General features: G+C 72.6%; 11 protein-coding genes. 1 reads left to right on the forward strand and 10 read right to left on the reverse strand.

All coding sequences use genetic code 11. From position 1 onward, the window contains the following. Nucleotides 1-16: 16 nt before the first annotated feature. The 9 genes from ABGB18_RS01295 to ABGB18_RS01335 all read right to left on the reverse strand — a co-directional run bounded on the left by ABGB18_RS01295 (nucleotide 17) and on the right by ABGB18_RS01335 (nucleotide 14,126). Nucleotides 17-1,381, reverse strand: coding sequence for a cytochrome P450 (locus tag ABGB18_RS01295; protein ID WP_347693397.1), 1,365 nt, complete (start codon nucleotides 1,379-1,381; stop codon nucleotides 17-19). Further along, on the reverse strand, nucleotides 1,378-1,917 hold the full coding sequence (locus tag ABGB18_RS01300; protein ID WP_347693398.1) for a flavin reductase family protein: 540 nt from the start codon (nucleotides 1,915-1,917) through the stop codon (nucleotides 1,378-1,380). Before ABGB18_RS01300 ends, ABGB18_RS01295 begins: the two co-directional genes overlap by 4 nt. A gap of 28 nt (nucleotides 1,918-1,945) precedes the next feature. Next, entirely contained in the window at nucleotides 1,946-2,377 is a 432-nt protein-coding gene (locus ABGB18_RS01305; RefSeq protein ID WP_347693399.1) for an acyl-CoA thioesterase, read from the reverse strand. Nucleotides 2,378-2,379: 2 nt separating this feature from the next. Next, nucleotides 2,380-8,118: an SDR family NAD(P)-dependent oxidoreductase gene (locus tag ABGB18_RS01310; protein ID WP_347693400.1), complete on the reverse strand. Its 5,739-nt coding sequence runs from the start codon at nucleotides 8,116-8,118 to the stop codon at nucleotides 2,380-2,382. Next, nucleotides 8,115-9,086 carry an enediyne biosynthesis protein gene (locus tag ABGB18_RS01315; RefSeq protein ID WP_347693401.1) on the reverse strand — a complete coding sequence of 324 codons (972 nt, stop codon included), beginning with the start codon at nucleotides 9,084-9,086 and terminating at the stop codon, nucleotides 8,115-8,117. The genes ABGB18_RS01310 and ABGB18_RS01315 overlap by 4 nt, the downstream gene beginning before the upstream one ends. A 4-nt stretch (nucleotides 9,087-9,090) precedes the next feature. Then, nucleotides 9,091-11,058 carry a VCBS repeat-containing protein gene (locus ABGB18_RS01320; RefSeq protein ID WP_347693402.1) on the reverse strand — a complete coding sequence of 656 codons (1,968 nt, stop codon included), beginning with the start codon at nucleotides 11,056-11,058 and terminating at the stop codon, nucleotides 9,091-9,093. A gap of 2 nt (nucleotides 11,059-11,060) precedes the next feature. Then, entirely contained in the window at nucleotides 11,061-12,035 is a 975-nt protein-coding gene (locus tag ABGB18_RS01325) for a DUF1702 family protein (protein WP_347693403.1), read from the reverse strand. 4 nt (nucleotides 12,036-12,039) lie between these two features. Continuing rightward, nucleotides 12,040-13,038 carry a DUF1702 family protein gene (locus ABGB18_RS01330; protein WP_347693404.1) on the reverse strand — a complete coding sequence of 333 codons (999 nt, stop codon included), beginning with the start codon at nucleotides 13,036-13,038 and terminating at the stop codon, nucleotides 12,040-12,042. A gap of 134 nt (nucleotides 13,039-13,172) precedes the next feature. Beyond that, nucleotides 13,173-14,126 carry a hypothetical protein gene (locus ABGB18_RS01335; protein WP_347693405.1) on the reverse strand — a complete coding sequence of 318 codons (954 nt, stop codon included), beginning with the start codon at nucleotides 14,124-14,126 and terminating at the stop codon, nucleotides 13,173-13,175. A 167-nt stretch (nucleotides 14,127-14,293) separates the two neighbouring features. Here ABGB18_RS01335 and ABGB18_RS01340 point away from each other — a divergent pair, with 167 nt between their 5' ends. Beyond that, the gene (locus ABGB18_RS01340; protein ID WP_347693406.1) at nucleotides 14,294-16,024 is read left to right on the forward strand and encodes a biotin carboxylase N-terminal domain-containing protein; all 1,731 of its coding nucleotides are present in this window, start codon (nucleotides 14,294-14,296) and stop codon (nucleotides 16,022-16,024) included. A 15-nt stretch (nucleotides 16,025-16,039) separates the two neighbouring features. Here ABGB18_RS01340 and ABGB18_RS01345 read toward each other — a convergent pair whose 3' ends face one another. Then, nucleotides 16,040-16,249 (reverse strand): acyl-CoA carboxylase epsilon subunit, encoded by a 210-nt coding sequence (locus ABGB18_RS01345; RefSeq protein WP_347693407.1) that lies wholly within the window; start codon nucleotides 16,247-16,249, stop codon nucleotides 16,040-16,042. Between the last annotated feature and the right edge of the window lie 94 nt (nucleotides 16,250-16,343).

Raw genomic sequence — 16,343 nt, forward strand, 5'->3', positions numbered from 1 at the left:
CAGCCGCGAGGCCCGCTCAGGCTCCGACCTGCGCGGGCCTCGCTGCGTGCACGGTCATCGGCAGCCCGCCGCGCACCCGCAGCGAGAGCATCGGCTCGGGCTCCGCCCGGTAGCCGGGCACGAGGGCGAGCCGCAGATCGCGGACCACCATGGCGATCACGAACGTGGCCTCCATCATTCCCAGGTGGTTCCCGACACAGAACCTCGGACCGGCGCCGAACGGGATATAGGCGTAACGCGGCCGGGTGGCGGGCCGTGCGGGGTCGAACCTGTCCGGGTCGAACCGCTCGGGATCCGTCCAGAAGGCCGCGTGCCGATGCAGCGTGTACGGGCTGATCAGCACGTCCGAACCGGCCGGCACCCGGTATCCGCCCACCTCGTCGTCGGACACGGCCTGGCGGGGCAGCATCCACACGGGCGGCCGCAGCCGCATGACCTCCTGCACCACCATCGCGGTGTAGGTGAGATCGCGCAGGTCGTCGTAGCCGGGCAGCCGGTCGCCGAGCACCTCGACGGCCTCGGCCTGGAGCCGCCGGCGCACCTCCGGATGCCGGTCGAGGAAGTAGAAGGTCCATGACAGCGTGCTGGCCGTCGTCTCGTGCCCGGCCAGCAGGATGGTGACCAGCTCGTCCCGCATGCGTTTCCTGGCGACCGCCGGGTCCGGCTCCGAGGCGGTCGAGGCGATCAGCCTGGACACCACGTCGTCACCGTCCGCGCCGCGGGCCAGGCGGTCGGCGACCAGGTGGTCGACCACCTGCCGCAGGTCCCGGTCGGCCGTCCAGAAGCGGCGCTGCTTGGGCAGCGGCGTCCACAACGGCACCGTGCCCAGCGTGACCATCTCGAACATGGCCAGGTCCTGCACGGCCTCGAAGGAGTGGCCGATCGACTCGAAGCCGCCCAGGTCGGCGTCGAGCAGGGTGCGCCCGAGCACGTTCAGGCTGAGCCCCGTCATCTCACCGGCCACGTCCACGGGCAGGCCGTCCTCGTGCGCGCGGAGCCGGTCCACCAGGGCCGCCCCCGCCGCGGCGATCACCCCGGCCTGACCGGCGATCCGCTTGTTCTGGAAGACCGGCTGGATGGTGCGGCGCTGTTTGCGCCACAGCTCGCCCTCGCTGGTCAGCAGCCCGTCGCCGATGGCCCGCCGGGCCTGGACCAGGCCGATCCCCTTGCGGTAGTTGCCGGCGTTGTCGGCCAGCACGTGCTTGGCGTGGTCGGGGTGGTTGAAGAAGTAGAGCGCCTTGGGGCCGATGCGCAGCCTGACGGCGTCGCCGTAGCGGGTGGCGTACGTCATCATGCCGAGCCGGTCGGTCGCGAGCTTCCTGAACAGGCCCGGGCCCGCCGTGAGCGGTGGGCCCGGCGGCACGCGCCGCGCAGCGCTCACGAGGGCACCTCGTACCAGTCCGGGGTGATCGTGCGGAACCTGCCCTGGGCGACCAGCAGAGGGTCGAGGTCGGTGGGGCGTTCCACCGACAGCACCCGCCCCACGAAGATCGAGTGATCGCCCCCGTCGTAGGAGCGCCACATCTCGCACTCGAACTCGGCCAGCGTGCCGCTGAGCAGCGGCACGCCCGTCAGATCCCCGGGACGCCAGTCGACCTGGTCGAACTGGGCGGCGCCCAGCGTACGCAGCCGGTTGGCGAAGTGCCGGGCCGCCGTCTCCTGATCGGCCGCCAGCACCGACACCCCGAAGAAACTGCCCTCACTGAGGTACCGGTGCATGAGCGCGCTGCGGTCGACGCAGACCAGCAGGAGCGGCGGGTCGAGCGACACGGAGGTGAAGGAGTTGGCGGTCATGGCATGCGGGTTGGGCTCACCGGTGGTGATCACCGTGACGCCCGTGGCGAAGGTGCCGAACGCCCGCCGCAGCGTCATGGCGTCCGTCAGCCCCAGCGACAATGGTGAGTCATGCACTTTCACGCTCGGCCTCCTACCTGTCGATCCCTGACTACGCCGCGTACGGTTCGAGCGCCCGGATGAGCGCATCCGGCACCCTGGAGGGCACCGTTCTGGTGTTCGGCCCGCGCATGCACGCCACGCGCTGCCGTCCCCGGGCCACGAGCGTCTCCGGCCCCCCGGCCGGGTCCAGACGCACGTAGTCGAAGCTGAACTCCACCTGCGTCTGGGCGAGCTCGACCAGGCGCATCCTGATGGACAGGTCGTCGAAGGCGGTGATCTCCGCGAAGAACTCGCAGTCCACCTTCAGCGTGAACAGTTTCAGGTCGTCCTGCAGGTCGGCGAGCACGTCGGAGGCGTGCAGCTTGAGGAACATCTCCCGGCAACGCCCCTGCCAGCGCAGGTAGTTGACGTAGTAGACGTTGCCCACGATGTTGGTCTCCTCGAAACCGACCGTGTGCAGATACTCGAAGTACTTGGCCATGGCTAGGGCCGCCCTTCGGTCAGGATGGCGAACACGACGGGGTCGCTGACCTCGCGCAGGGTCGTCACCAGCGTGGCGACGCGCAGGTTGCCCGAGGCGAAGACCGCCCACGCCGCCTGCCCCTGCTCGGCCGCCTCCAGCGGGGGCTCCGCCGCGGCTCCCGCCCGTTCCAGGCAGGCCAGGGCGGCGCGCACCCGGGCGGCCGCGGTGTCCGGATGCTCGCCGCGTGCCGCGCCCACCCGCTCGGCGAGCCCGGCGTACGCGGTGGGGACCGGGTCCGGGCCCACCGGTGCCACCTCGCAGGCCACGGTGCCCAGCGTGGCGGCGCTCAGGACGACCCCGGCCCCCTGGGCGACCGCGATCCTGCTGCCCTCGACCTCCGGCCTGCCGTCCGCGTCGTACCGCACGTCGGCCGGGCGGCCGAGCGCGCGTCCCACGGCGACCCCGACGCCGTCGGCGCCGTCGTTCCGGGGGCCGACCGCCACCGCCACCCGGGCGCCGATCAGGTCCTCCAGCGAGCGCTCCAGGTAGGAGCCGAGCAGCGGGGCCAGCCACGGCCCGCGGCCGTCCTGCTTGCGCACCGCCTGCAGGCGCAGCCCTTCCCAGCGCTCGACGACCTCGCCGGTGGCGGTCCTGGCCGCGATGTCGTAGATGTAGGCGTCACCCTCGCGGCTGCGCTCGGTGGCGCAGTACCGCACCTGCGTGTCGGCCATCGCGCCGCTCGCCGGGTAGAGCCGCTCGATGCCGGTGGGCAGCAGGGTGGCGTCGGGCACGCAGACCTGGTTGCCGTGCATCAGCGCGTCCCGCATGCCGGGGTCGCTGAGCAGCAGGTCGGAGGGGAGGAAGGCGGCGAACCAGTCCCGCGCGCCGGAGACCGTCACGTCCGCGTCCACGTGGCGGGCGGCGGCCCGGTGGTAGCGGCGCAACCGCTGGAACCGGGCGCCCTGGAAGAGCACGTCGCCGTACATCTCGGCGGGCGGGTCCAGGTCCACCGGCGGCAGCCCGTCGGCCACCTGGTCGGGCGGCCCGCCGGGCGGCACGGCGCCGGAGAGGTCCACCAGGGCGCGGAAGTGGTCCACCTCGAACCCGGAGTCCGCGCTGCGGATCGCCACCTCGACCGTGTCCTGGTCGGTGACGGTCGCGGCGACGCGCAGCGTGGTGCTGGAGTCCGGCCGCACGATGATCGGCCGCAGGAACTCCGCCTGCTCGAACGCCGGCGTGGTGCCGTCCCCGGTCACCGCGTGCGCCGCCTGCGCCATCGCCTCCAGCCCGAACACGGCGGGGAACAGCAGGTTCCCGTCCAGCAGGTGGTCGGCCAGGTAGGGGTCGGTGCCGCTGTTCAGCTCGACCTCGGTGACGAGCTCGACGCCGTGGTAGCGGACCAGCGGCTTGCCCACGAACCGCAGCAGCGGCAGCGCGGGCAGGTCGCGCCGTACGGTGTCGATGGACCCCGTCCGGCCGCTGATCACCACGACCGAGGGCGCGTCCGGGTCGGTCACCAGGCGCCGCATGATCGCCACGCCCTGCTCGGGCGTGATGGGCGTGATGCCCTCGCGGGACAGGTGGTCCACCACCGACAGGCGCTCGCCCATGCCGACGTCGGACCAGACCGACCACTCCATGCAGATGCCGCGGCACCCCGGATTCCGCCGCGCCACCTCGGTGGTCAGATCGGCCAGCCATTCGTTGGCGGTGGCGTAGTGCGCCTCGCCGTGCAGCCCCGCCCTGCCGATGATGCTGCCGAACGTCACCAGCAGGCGCAGCCGGCCGGGGTCGACCGCCGCCAGCACGTTGCGCAGGCCGTCGACCTTGGGGGCGAAGGTGCTGGCGAACGCCGCCAGGTCGAGCCCGGCCAGCATGCCGGGCTCGTTGCGGCCCGCGCCGTGCAGCACGGCGGTGACCGGGCCGAGGGCCGCCTCCGCCTCGCCGACGGCCCGCCGTACCTGGTCCTGGTCGGAGACGTCGGCGCGGGCGTAGTGCACGCCCACCCCGGCCTCGGCCATCTTGCGCAGGTTGGCGGCCAGCTCCTCGTCGTCGTCCGGGCTGGAACGGCCGAGCACGGCCAGCTTCGCGCCGCTGTCCACGGCCACCGCCAGCGCGCACTCGGCGGTGATGCCCTTGCCGCCGCCGGTCACCAGCAGCACGTCCGAGCCGTCGAGCGGCTGCTCCGTGCGGGCCTGCCTGGGCGGCAGCGCCCGCAGGGTCGGCAGCCTGCGCACCCCCCGCTCGTCGTAGTACGCCTCGGTGAAGCCGGTGGTGGCGGCTACCTCGGCCACCACCCAGGCGACCGCCTCCGGCCGGGGCGGTACGTGCACGACGGTAACGAGGAGGTGCGGGGCCTCCAGGCGCAGCGTCTTGGCCAGGCCGGCCGCGCCCCGGCCGTCCTGGACCAGGACGAACCTGCTGCCCCGGGCGCCCGCCAGCGCCGCCTTGGCGCCCTGCAGCGCCTGCTCCAGGTGCTCCTCGGCGACGTCGCTCGGTAGGCACACCAGCACACCGGAACCGACCTTCTCCTGTTCGAGCGCGCTGCGCAGCCGCTCGGCGAGCGGGAACTCCGCGGGCGCGTACACCTGCCACGGCCCGCTCTCCTGCGCCGGCCCGGTCGCCGCGAGCGGCACCTCGTCGAGCTCCACGGCGAAGGGCCTGGCCCAGGCCGCCGTCCCCGCGATCGTCCCGGCGCTCTGCGGCTGGGGCTTGCCCGCCAGCTCCTCCAGCGCCCGCCCGAGCTCGCTCAGGCTGGCGGTGGCCAGGTTCGTCGGCGCCATGGCGGCCGACACGCCCAGCCGTTGCGCGGCCTGGTCGATGATGTGCATCACCGTGACCGAGCTGAGGTGCAGCTCGTCCAGCGGCCTGCTGTCGGGCGAGACCATCTCCAGTGGCAGCTCGGCTCGCTCGGCGGCCAGGCGGCGCAGCAGGTCCACCCCCGACTCGGCCGCGTCCCCGGCCTCCGCCGCGGCGGCGGCCGGCGCCTGCCGGGGCTGCGCGGGCTCCGCCCGCCGGACGGCCGCGCCCACGCCGACCTGCGGCGCCTGCTCGGCCGGGCTGGCGAAGAAGCCGAACCGCGCGCCGATCTCCAGCGGCTTGGTGAGCCTGCCGTGGAACAGCTCCTCCGGTACGAGCGGGACCCCGGCCACGTAGGCCGCGCCCACCACCTTGAGCAGCCCGGCCAGCGATTCGTCGTCGGTGTCCAGCGCGACGGCGGGCACGTCCGTGATCGCCGTGGCCAGCCCGGTGAGCACCCGGCCGGGGCCGACCTCGATGAACAGGTCGACCTCCGCGGCCGCGGCCTCGACCGCCTCGGCGAAGCGCACAGGCGCGGTGATCTGCTCCCGCAGCAGCGCGGGGAGGTCGGCGTCGCGGCGCACCTGCTCGCCGGTGACCGTGGACACGACCCGCCCCTCGACGGTGCCGAAGTCCTCCTCGGCCAGATATCCGCCCAGCACCTCCGCGGCCGGTGCGACCAGCGGCGAGTGGAACGCGTGCGACACCGCCAGCCTGGTCCACACCACCCCGGCCTCCGCCGCGGCGCGCCCGGCGGCCTCGACCGCCTCGACCGGCCCGGCCACCACCGTCTGCTCGGGCCCGTTGTAGCCGGCGATCACCGCCGGTCCGCCCGCCAGCAGCCCGGCGACCACGTCAGGGGCCGCGCGCAGGCTGGCCATCGTGCCGGTGGCGCTGTTGTCCGTCATCGCCCGGCCGCGCGCGGCGGCCAGGCGCAGCAGCGCCTCCTCGTCCATCGCGCCCGCCCAGTGCAGCGCGGACAGCTCGCCCAGGCTGTGTCCCACCGCGACCTCGGCGCTCACGCCGAGCAGGTCGAGAACCCGCAGGCCGGCCATCGAGCCGGTGACGATGCGCGGCTGCGCGGTCGCGGTGGCCACCACGTCGCCGCCGGCGGGCAGCGCCGCCCGCCGGTAGATCTCCTCGGCCTCGGCGAAGCGGCGGCTCAGCGCGCCGCCGCTGGTGCCCCGGCCCGAGCCCTGCCCGGGGAAGAGGAAGCCGACGCGGCAGGTCCGTTCGACCCGGCCGAGGAAGGCCCGGCCGTCGGAGGTCGTCAGCGTGGTCCGGCCGCCTTCCAGCGCCTCCAGCAGCCGGCGCAGCCGCCGCTCGGCCTCCTCGGGAGAGGCGGCGACGACGGCGGCGCGGCACGACAGGTCGCGCAGGCCGCGCTGCAGCGTGCGGGCCAGGTCGGAGAGCTGGGCGTAGGACAGCCGCGGCACGAACGCGACCAGCTCGGCCAGCCGCTCGGCCAGCTCGCCCGGCGAGGCGGCGTCCACCAGCAGCAGCTCGGCGTCCTGCAGCGAGGAGGCCAGCGCCCGGGCACGGGTGGGCAGCGCCGCGCGGCGGCGCGGCGCCCCGCCGCCTCCCTCGACCACCACGTGCGTGTTGATTCCGCCGAAGCCCATGGCGGTGACGCCGGCGCGGGCCGGGACGCCCGCCGGCCACGGCGCGGCCCTGCGGGTGACCCGCAGGGCGGCCGAGTCGCCGGTCAGGATCTCGTGCGGGTCCCGGCAGCCGAGGGTGGGCGGCAGAACCTGCTCGTGCACCGCCATCGTGGCCTTGATCAGGCCGGCGACTCCCGCCGCCGCCTTGGTGTGCCCGATCATGGCCTTGATCGACCCGACCGTCACCTGGACGTCGGCCCCCGCCTCCGTCCTGGCCTCGGACAGCGCGGTCAGCTCCGTGGCGTCGCCGACCGCGGTGCCGGTGCCGTGGCCCTCGAACAGGCCCACGGTCTCGATGCCGAATCCGGCCCGCTCGTAGGCCCGGCGCAGCGCCAGCTTGTAGCCGCTGACCTCGGGCCTGGTCATGGAGCCCTTGCCGTCGGAGGAGATGCCCCAGCCCGGGATGGTCGCGTAGACGCGGTGCCCGGCCGCCACCGCGTCCTCCTCGCGCATCAGCACGACCATGCCGCAGCCCTCGCCCGGCCAGAATCCGTTGGAGTGCCGGTCGTACAGCCGGAACTCGCTCTTGGCCAGCGCGCCGGTCTTGGCGAAGCCGATGATCTCGAAGGGGTCGATGGACAGGTCCACGCCGCCGGCGATGGCCACGTCCAGTTCGCCGTCGGCCAGCGCCTTGGCCGACGTGGTCACCGACAGCAGCGAGGACGAGCACGCCCCGTCCACCGTGAAGCCGCCGCCGTTGAGGTCGAAGTAGTTGCAGATCCGCCCGGCGATCGTGTTGGACAGCCCGCCGGCCAGCGTGTCCTCGTTGACGTCCGGGAACGGGCTCTTGTAGACGGCCTCGTAGCCCGCAAGGAACTCGGCCAGGCGGTCGTCCTCCCAGCCCTGCTCCCTGAGCGCGGCCGCCAGGGTCCGCCGCACGTACGGCCAGCGCAGGCGCATGGTGTTGGCCCTGGTGAACTCCCCGGTCAGGGTGTTGCCCACGACGACGCCGGTGCGCTCCCGCGGCAGCCCTTCCGCCTTGGGGAACCCGGCGTCGACCAGCGCCTGGGCCGCCACGTCGAGCGCGAGCCAGTGGGTCAGGTCCGTCGAGCGGTAGGTGCTGCCGGCGATGCGGTAGGCGACTCTGTCGAACTCGTACCCCTCGATGACCGCCGCCTCGCGGGCGTAGAAGCGGTCGGGGGTGGCGGGGTCGGCGTCCCAGTAGTCCTCCAGCCGCATGCGCTCGTCCGGCAGGCGGCGGAAGGCCCGGCGACCCGCGACCGCGTTCTCCCACAGCTCACGGGGTGAGGCGGCATCAGGGTAGCGGCACGCCATGCCGACGATCGCGATCCTGCTCATGCGGAAGCGGCCTCTTTCTTGACGGGGTCGAGCGCCCTCGCGGCCGCGATCTGGACCTGCTCGGCGTCCCGTGCGCGGGACCGGTCGACGATCTCCAGGGACCACAGGAACCCGCCCCTGATGAGGCAGACCAGGGCCGTCGCGAAGAAGATCGCGTACGGGATGTTCATGGCCAGGAGCAGACCGTACGTGGCGGCCACGCCGCCGCCGAAGGCGATCTGCGACAGCGGCTTGGACGGGCTCGTACCGGGGTCGGTGATCATGTAGTTGGTGAACAGGACGAACGCCACGCCGGTCATCATGGCCAGCCCGCCGAGGATCGAGATGTCGTCGACGATCAGGCCGCGGACGACCGCCTGGAGCGCGAAGCCGGCCACCCAGGAGACGACCACCCACATCCGGTTGGTGAGCTTGCCGTTCAGCATGGTCCCGCCGAGGATGATCACGCCGGGGATGATCCAGTCGATCGGGTTGGTCACGTGCTCGGTGAAGTGGTACGGCGGGGCGATGCTGGCCCAGGGGAGCAGCAGCAGGATGACCGCGATGCCGAAGTTCGACGGGTTCATGAAGTGGCGCATGCGGCCGCGTACCGGTGCCCGCAGCACCCACTTCGTGCCGACCGCGACGATGACCCCGAAGATCATGACGCCGATCTGGTCGTTGACGTAGATCAGCATGTTCAGCGCGATGCTGGTGATGTGGGCGGGGTAGAGGAACTGCACCAGGCCGCGGAAGCCGTTGCCGCGGAAGCGCGGCGCGCGGCCCTCCGACCTGGCGCCGATGATCTCCAGCACGATCTCGGTCGTGTATCCGGTGGCCAGCGCGATGAACGGCCAGGTGTAGGGCTGCTCGAAGCCGAGCACCGTGTACCCGAGGATGTTGAAGACCGTGATCGAGATGGCGAAGTTACGCAGGGCCGTGATGACCTTGGCGTCGTGACGGGGCGGGGTGGTCGTTTTCTCGGCCATGTCGTCAGCCCTCCTTGGCTTGTGCGCCGAGCTTGAGCGAGTGCCAGCCGGGAGTGAGCTGGAGGTCTTGCTGGCGGACCTGCCCGGTCCTGTCACGCCACTTCAGGTGCACCTGCAGCGGCCCGGTGGCGTCCTGGCCGAGGCCGATGTGCAGGTCGTTGCCGCGCCTGCCCGAGTGGCCGCTGCCGCCGTCCACCCGGCCGATGAGCCGCCGCCCGTCGGGCGTGGTCACCGTCGCCTGCGCGCCGATCACCGGGGCGCCGAGCGCGGGGAACTTCCCGTCGTCACCGGTGGTGCCGCTGTCGTGGGTCAGCCGCAGGCCGAGGAACGCGCCGGCGTCCGGGCTCTTGTTCTGGTAGAAGATGGGGGCGTCGAACTGCCGCGCGACCGCCAGGTCCAGCAGCCCGTCGCCGTTGGCGTCACCGGTCGCGATGCCCCGGGTGGGCACCGGCACCGCCAGGCCGAGCTGCGGGGATATGTCGGTGTAGGTGTCCTTGCCGTCCTTGACGAAGAAGGCGAGCGTCTGGGTGCCGGCGATGTCCATGCCCTCCTTGACGATGGGCCAGGAGCGCGGGTTACGCAGCACGCCGTCGTTCGCGGTCGCCAGCTCCTGGAGCTGCGACCACCGGTTGACCTCGCCCTTGACGAAGCCGGTCGCCTGCGCGATGGCCAGGTCGCCGCTGTTGTTGAAGTCGTCGATCTTCACGTCCCAGCCCCAGCCGCTCCAGGCGGTACGGGCCGGGCCGCTCACATCGGTCCACGGCGCCTCGCCCTTGAGCAGCTTCGCGCGCAGGTCGGCCTGGTCCTTGGCGGTGGACAGGAAGTGGTGGTTGCTCTCCTCGATGCCGAACGAGGTGGTGATGTTGCTGACGAACATGTCGTAGATGCCGTCGCGGTTGAGGTCGCCCAGGTCGTTGCCCATGCCCTTGAACGAGTCGTGCCCGAGCAGCTTGGACTTGGGCGTCCAGGCCGAGCCGGCCGCCTCGACCAGCGCGAACTTGAACTTCCCTGGCGTCGACCTGTTGTGCAGGAGGCGGTCCCGGCCGAAGTCGTTGTTCAGGAACAGCTCGGGCAACTGGTCGCCGTCGAGGTCGGCCGAGGACGCGCCGAGCTCCCAGCCCTTGGAGACGTTCCTGGGCAGCGCGTCGTCGACCTTCTGGAAGCTCGCCGCCGGCTGCGCGCCGCCGCTCGCGCCCGTCCAGCGGAACAGGTAGTCCTCGCCGCCGTTCACGGCGGCCGAGAGCGAGTCGTTCATCTCGACCCCGCCGTTGACCGTCTCGTCGAGCACGGGGCTGTCGGGGAAGTAGTTTCCGACGAAGATGTCCAGGTGGCCGTCCCCGTCGAAGTCGGCCGTGGTGGCGACGTTGGTGTTCCACTGCGGGCCCGTGTACGTGCTCCCGCTCGGGCCGGGCACCAGCTCGACGGGCCGGTAGGCGGCGACGCTCAGGCTCTCGGCGTCGGCCCGCGTCAGATACAGGACGGGCGTGCGGCCCCAGTAGTAGACGAGCAGGTCGGTCCTGCCGTCCTCGTTGTAGTCACCGGGCAGGCAGCCCATGGGGGCGATCGCCGCGTTCATCGGCAGGCCGCCGGTGGGCAGGGCGAACGGCTGGTACCTGCTCGACCGCTCGCCCGGGGTGGGCGTCACCACCACCTCGTCCGTGCGCGTGTCGGTGATGCACAGGTCGTTGGCCAGGCCGTCCATGTCGAGATCGTTCATGGCGATGCCGGCGCCGACGGAGGAGATCCACGCGTCGATGTGCTCGTAGGCCTGGTTCACCTTGCGCACCGTCTGTTGCTTGGCGCCGCCGGGCATCGCGATGCTCAACGGGGTGAAGGCGTACGCGCGCGCCAGTTCGGCCTTCTTGTCGTCCGAGGCGAAGCCCGGCTTCCCCACCGCGAACGCGGCGGTCATCAGCACCAGGGCGACGATGCCCGGTGTTTGTCGGCGCAGCCACCTAGCTGTCCTGGCCACGGCTAGTACCTCCCAAGTGTCACGAACTGTTCGGCGATGGTCTGCCGCCACACCTCGTAGGCGGGCAGGTCGCCCCGGGGGGTCTCCACGGGGCGGGCTTGGAGACTGATCCGCGCCGCCTCATGCGGTGAGATCGCGCACAGGGCGCCGGTGGCTACTTCGTTGTGCGGTACGAGCAGACCGGCCCTGATCCTGGCCTCCGCGGCGAACGCACTGCCCTGGGCCAGTTGGGGACGGTGGTCGCCGGCCAGGTCCCGCAGCCGCCGCAGCTCGGTGGCCGTGCTGCCGCCGGCGTAGGTGGCGGCCAGCCCGACGCCCGCGTACAGGTCGGGGTGCCTGGCGGCGTCGTAGCCGTCGACCAGTGAGGCGACCCGGTCGACGTCCGTCCCGCCGACGAACCACAGGGCCCGGCCGATGCCCTGGTCGATGGCCCGGTTGGCGTAGGCGCCCCAGCGGCCGCCCGGCCAGGGGAAGTCGTGGTCCACGTGGTGCCGGGTCACGTACTTGTCGGTGTGGAAGAAGGCCTGGTGGAAGCCGTAACCGTCGAGGACGAGCCAGTGGAGCAGCGGATCGAACTCCGAGCTCTTCGGCCACAGGAAGCGCGGCAGCTTGGCCATGGCCCAGCCGACCCCGACGTAGATCATGTAGTTGTGGAACTCGCCGCGGCCGGCCAGGAAACGGGCGACGTTCCCGCTGCTCCAGATCGGCACCGCGTCGAGGATGGCGAAGCCCATGCCGGCGCCCTCGTAGGCGAAGCCCCTGAAGCGCCGCGGCACCTGTTCGAGCCGCTCCTCGGCCTCGGCGGGCGAGCGGGCCTCGACCGCGTGGGCGTAGCCCGCCAGGAACGTGTGGCCGACCGTCTCCAGCAGTTCGCGGGATTCCGGGCTCTTCTCGTGGAAGCCCCCGACCGTCTTCGGCATCAAGGAGGGGCCGGGTGTGATGAGGCGGCGGCGCAGCGCCCTGAGCGAGCTGGTCAAAAGGTCACTCCTTGTCGGCGTGAGCGGCGGATGGGAGGAAGTGCGCGCGGACGTTCTGCCGCCACCGCTCATAGGCGGGCACGGGACCGCTCGTGTCGTGGGCCACGCCGCCCTCGTCGGCCAGGGCGGCGGCCTCCGCCACGGACAGGCCGGTGAGCGCGTCGGTCGCGGCCTCGGTGTGGGCGGGCACGTAACCGGCGAACGACCGGGCCTTCGCCGCGAACACCGCCCCCTGGGCCAGCTCGGCCGCGTGCCCGCCGGCCGCCTGCCGCAGCTCGCCGAGCCGTTCGCCGTCGCTGCCGCCGGCGAACGTGGCGGCCAGGCCGACGCCGCTCCAGAGGTCCGCCTGCCGGTCCGCGGCGAAGCGCCGCACCGCCACGACGACGTCCGGCACGTGGGCCCCGTGGATGAACCACAGGGCCCGGCCGACGCCCTGGTCGAAGGCTCGCGGGAAGTAGTCCGGCCGCCCCTCCCAGGGGTAGGGCACGGGCGCGCGCTGCTCGTGCACCCAGCGCCTGGTGTGGAAGTAGGCCAGGTCGAACCCGTAGCCGTCCACGGCGAGCCAGCTCATGGCGGGGTAGTAGGCGGAGCCGCTCAGGTCGGGGACGACCTTCTTCCACAGCGGCCGGGGCAGCCTCGACATGGCGAAGCCGATGCCGATGTAGGTGAGGAAGATGTGCGGCGCCGCGGGGCCGAGCATCAGCTCCCTGGTACGCCTGCCGCGCCCGCCGCCCATCGCGTCGAGCACCACGCACGCCATGGTCGCGCCCTCGTAGGCGAAGCCGCGCAGCTCCGTCTCCACCATGCTCAGCCGGCGTTCGAGCTCCCAGGAGTCACGCGTGTCGATGGCCCATTCGAAGCCGCAGACCACCGACTGGGGGATGGCTTCCAGCCGGGGGACGGCGGGGGAAGGGGGCGCGGGGAAGCCGCGGACCTGGAATGTCACCTCGGCGAGCGATGGAGCCAGCAAGAGCCTGCGTAATGAGCCCAGAAGGGTCGACATGAAATCTCCTCAGGGTCTATTAGCCCCATTTATGGTTATATGTGGCTACAACAGGTCGCATCTTGTTAATTGCGATGTGTGTTGTTGTTTATCCTCGCAAGGGTGATTGCCGGGTGATGGCCGGCATTCCGGGGTCAGGTCCAGGGCGCCCTCGGATACCACGGGATGATCTCCCGGGCGGCGAGCATCCTGACGTCCCAGTACAGGAAGGTGAACACGCCCGCGACGATGAGCGCCGCGCCCGCCAGGGCCGCCGCCCTGGCGGGCCGCGCGGCCAGCCAGCGATGCAGGCGCTCGCCGGCCACGAGTGTCACGACGAGGAAGAGCAACGCCATGATGACGATGTTGCCGAGGGACTGGAGCACGAAGGCGGCGGCGCCGTACCACGGGTTGCCGCTGGCCGCGGCGTCCCTGAAAAGCCGGCGGAACAGCCCGAACGGCCGTCCGATGAGGAACGCGCCGATGAGCGCGCCCATGACCACCATCGGCGCGCCGGGAAAGCGGATGGTCAGCCTCGCCAGCGGATCGGGCACCAGGCGGAGCGCGGCCAGGCCGAGGTGGCACAGCACCAGCCCGATCACCCCGAACACCACCATCGACTGGATGCCGCGCGGCGACAGGGTGCCCGCGACGTTCGGCGCGGTGGAGAACTGCGGCATGTGGGTGCCGGCCAGCCCGGCGACCGCCCCGTAGACCGCCGAGACCGCGATCATCCCGGCCGCCAGCCAGCCCAGGGGCCGGAGCGCCCGCACCAGGCGTCCCCACCGTCCGCCCGCGTTGCCGAGCAGCGGCGCCATCGCCCCGAAGGCGGCGATGTTGCAGGCGGTGAACGTCCCCGCGACGCCGGTGGCGAAGGCGAAAGCGGTGCCGGCCAGCACCCCGGCGATCGGCGTCTCCTTGGCGTCGTGCCCGAGCAGTGTGTTGGCGACGTTGTCGCCGATGGCCGAGTCGGCGAACTCCGCCGACCAGACGACCGTCAGGAGGAACCCGGCCAGAGCGCTGACCGCGACGATCAGAGCGCGCCGCCGCGGGACCCGCTCGGCGACGGCGATCGACGCCGGTGTGGTCAGCCTCGCAGTCATCTTCATGCTCGTCTCCTCGGGGTGCCTGACCACAGAATGGGAGGCTTGATCTCGCCGCGGCATTTCCCAGATTGCGCTGTGGATCGCTCGGCACGCACCGAGAAGCGATGCGGTGCCGGGCGCGGGATCGTCGTCTTGTCCAGCGGGTTCGGGGGGCGGCCACGGGAGGGCGCGTGCGCAAGGTCCTTATCGCCAACAGGGGTGAGATCGCCGTCCGCATCGCCCGCGCCTGCCGCGACGCGGGACTCGCCAGCGTCGCCGTCTACGCCGAGCCGGACCTGGACGCCCCGCACGTCCGGCTGGCGGACGAGGCCTACCGCCTGGAGGGCGGCGACGCCGTCAAGGCCTACCTGAACGCCGAGGGAGTGCTGGAGATCGCCCGCAGGTCGGGCGCGGACGCCATCCACCCCGGCTACGGCTTCCTGGCCGAGAACTCCTTCTTCGCCGAGCTCGTCGGGGAGGCCGGCCTGACCTGGATCGGCCCGCCTCCCAGCGCCATCGTCGCGCTCGGGGACAAGGTGCGGGCCAGGTACACGGCCAGGGACGTCGGCGCCCCCCTCGTCCCCGGCACGGCGGGTCCGGTCCGCGACGCCGACGAGGTGGTCGCCTTCGCCCGCGAGCAGGGACTGCCGATCGCCATCAAGGCGGCCTACGGCGGCGGCGGGCGCGGGCTGCGCGTGGCGCGTACCCTGGCGGAGATCCCCGAGCTCTACGAGCTGGCCGTGCGCGAGTCCCGCGCGGCCTTCGGCCGCGGCGAGTGCTTCGTCGAGAGCTACCTCGACCGGCCCCGCCACGTGGAGACCCAGTGCCTGGCCGACCGCTACGGCAACGTCGCGGTGATCTCCACCCGCGACTGCTCGCTGCAGCGCCGTCACCAGAAGCTCGTCGAGGAGGCGCCCGCCCCCTTCCTCACCGGCGAGCAGCTCCGCCTGCTGTACGACTCCTCCAAGGCGATCCTCCGCGAGGTCGGCTACGTCGGCGCGGGCACCTGCGAGTTCCTGGTCAGCTCGACCGGGCTGATCTCGTTCCTGGAGGTCAACACCCGGCTCCAGGTCGAGCACCCCGTGACCGAGGAGGTCACCGGGATCGACCTGGTCTGCGAGCAGCTCCGCATCGCCGACGGCGAGCCGCTCGGCTACGACGACCCGAGCCCGCGCGGCCACTCCATCGAGTTCCGGCTGAACGCGGAGGACCCCGGCCGGGGCTTCCTGCCCACCCCGGGGCCCATCACCTCCTGGCGGATGCCGGAGGGGCCGGGCATCCGGGTGGACGCCGGTTACACGGCCGGGATGACGGTTCCGCAGGAGCTGGACTCGCTGCTCGCCAAGCTGATCGTGACGGGCCGCGACCGGACGCAGGCCCTGGCCAGGGCGCGGCGGGCGCTGGCCGAACTGGAGATCGGCGGGCTGCCCACCGTGCTGCCCTTCCACCGCGCCGTCGTCGCCGACCCGGCCTTCACCTCGGCGCCCTTCGGCGTGCACACGCGCTGGATCGAGGACGACTTCGACCACCCGCTGCCGCCCGCGAACGCCGAGCCGGCGGGGCGCGCGGACCGGCGGGAGCGCGTCACGGTCGAGGTGGAGGGCAAGCGGCTGGAGATCACGCTGCCCGCCCTGCTCGCGTCAGAGCCCGCCTGGGAGGTGCCCGCCCTGCCCGGCCGCGGTACGGCCGTCGCCACCGCCACCGGGGAGGACGTCCTGGTCAGCCCCATGCAGGGCACGATCGTCAAGGTCGTGGCGGAGAACGGCGCCACGGTCGCCGCCGGGGACACGATCGTCATCCTGGAGGCCATGAAGATGGAGCAGCCGCTCACCGCCCACCGGCCCGGCACGGTCAGCGGCCTGACGGTCACCGTGGGGGAGACGGTCCCCTCGGGATCCATGGTGTGCGAGATCAGGGCCTGACCGCGGGCGGCTTCCTCAGGCGCCGGGCGCGGGCCGGGGTGGGGTGAGGCCCGCGCGGACGACCCACGGCGCGAGCCGCCGTCCGCCCTGGGGCCGGCCGGGGCGGGCGAGTCGCGCCCTGCTCTGGAGCCGGGACCTGGCCTGGAGGCGGGCGGCCACCACGGCGGTGAGCGCGGCGAGCTCCTCCGCCGTGGGAGCCCCGCGTTCGACGGTCAGCAGCGCCATCTGCCCACCACCCCTCCCATGAGGAGGCCGCCGGGGCCTCGGATGCGTGCCATGAGCATCGCATCCCCGGCCGCCGGCGGCATCTTCTCGAATG

The sequence above is a fragment of the Nonomuraea sp. B12E4 genome, assembly GCF_039871825.1.
Taxonomy (GTDB): Bacteria; Actinomycetota; Actinomycetes; order Streptosporangiales; family Streptosporangiaceae; genus Nonomuraea.

Excerpts from the sequence above, each read along its gene's own strand:
- ABGB18_RS01335 (WP_347693405.1), bottom strand. The coding sequence starts at position 14,126 with ATGAAGATGACTGCGAGGCTGACCACACCGGCGTCGATCGCCGTCGCC.
- ABGB18_RS01305 (WP_347693399.1), bottom strand. The coding sequence starts at position 2,377 with ATGGCCAAGTACTTCGAGTATCTGCACACGGTCGGTTTCGAGGAGACC.
- ABGB18_RS01315 (WP_347693401.1), bottom strand. The coding sequence starts at position 9,086 with ATGGCCGAGAAAACGACCACCCCGCCCCGTCACGACGCCAAGGTCATC.
- ABGB18_RS01330 (WP_347693404.1), bottom strand. The coding sequence starts at position 13,038 with ATGTCGACCCTTCTGGGCTCATTACGCAGGCTCTTGCTGGCTCCATCG.
- ABGB18_RS01310 (WP_347693400.1), bottom strand. The coding sequence starts at position 8,118 with ATGAGCAGGATCGCGATCGTCGGCATGGCGTGCCGCTACCCTGATGCC.
- ABGB18_RS01345 (WP_347693407.1), bottom strand. The coding sequence starts at position 16,249 with ATGGCGCTGCTGACCGTCGAACGCGGGGCTCCCACGGCGGAGGAGCTC.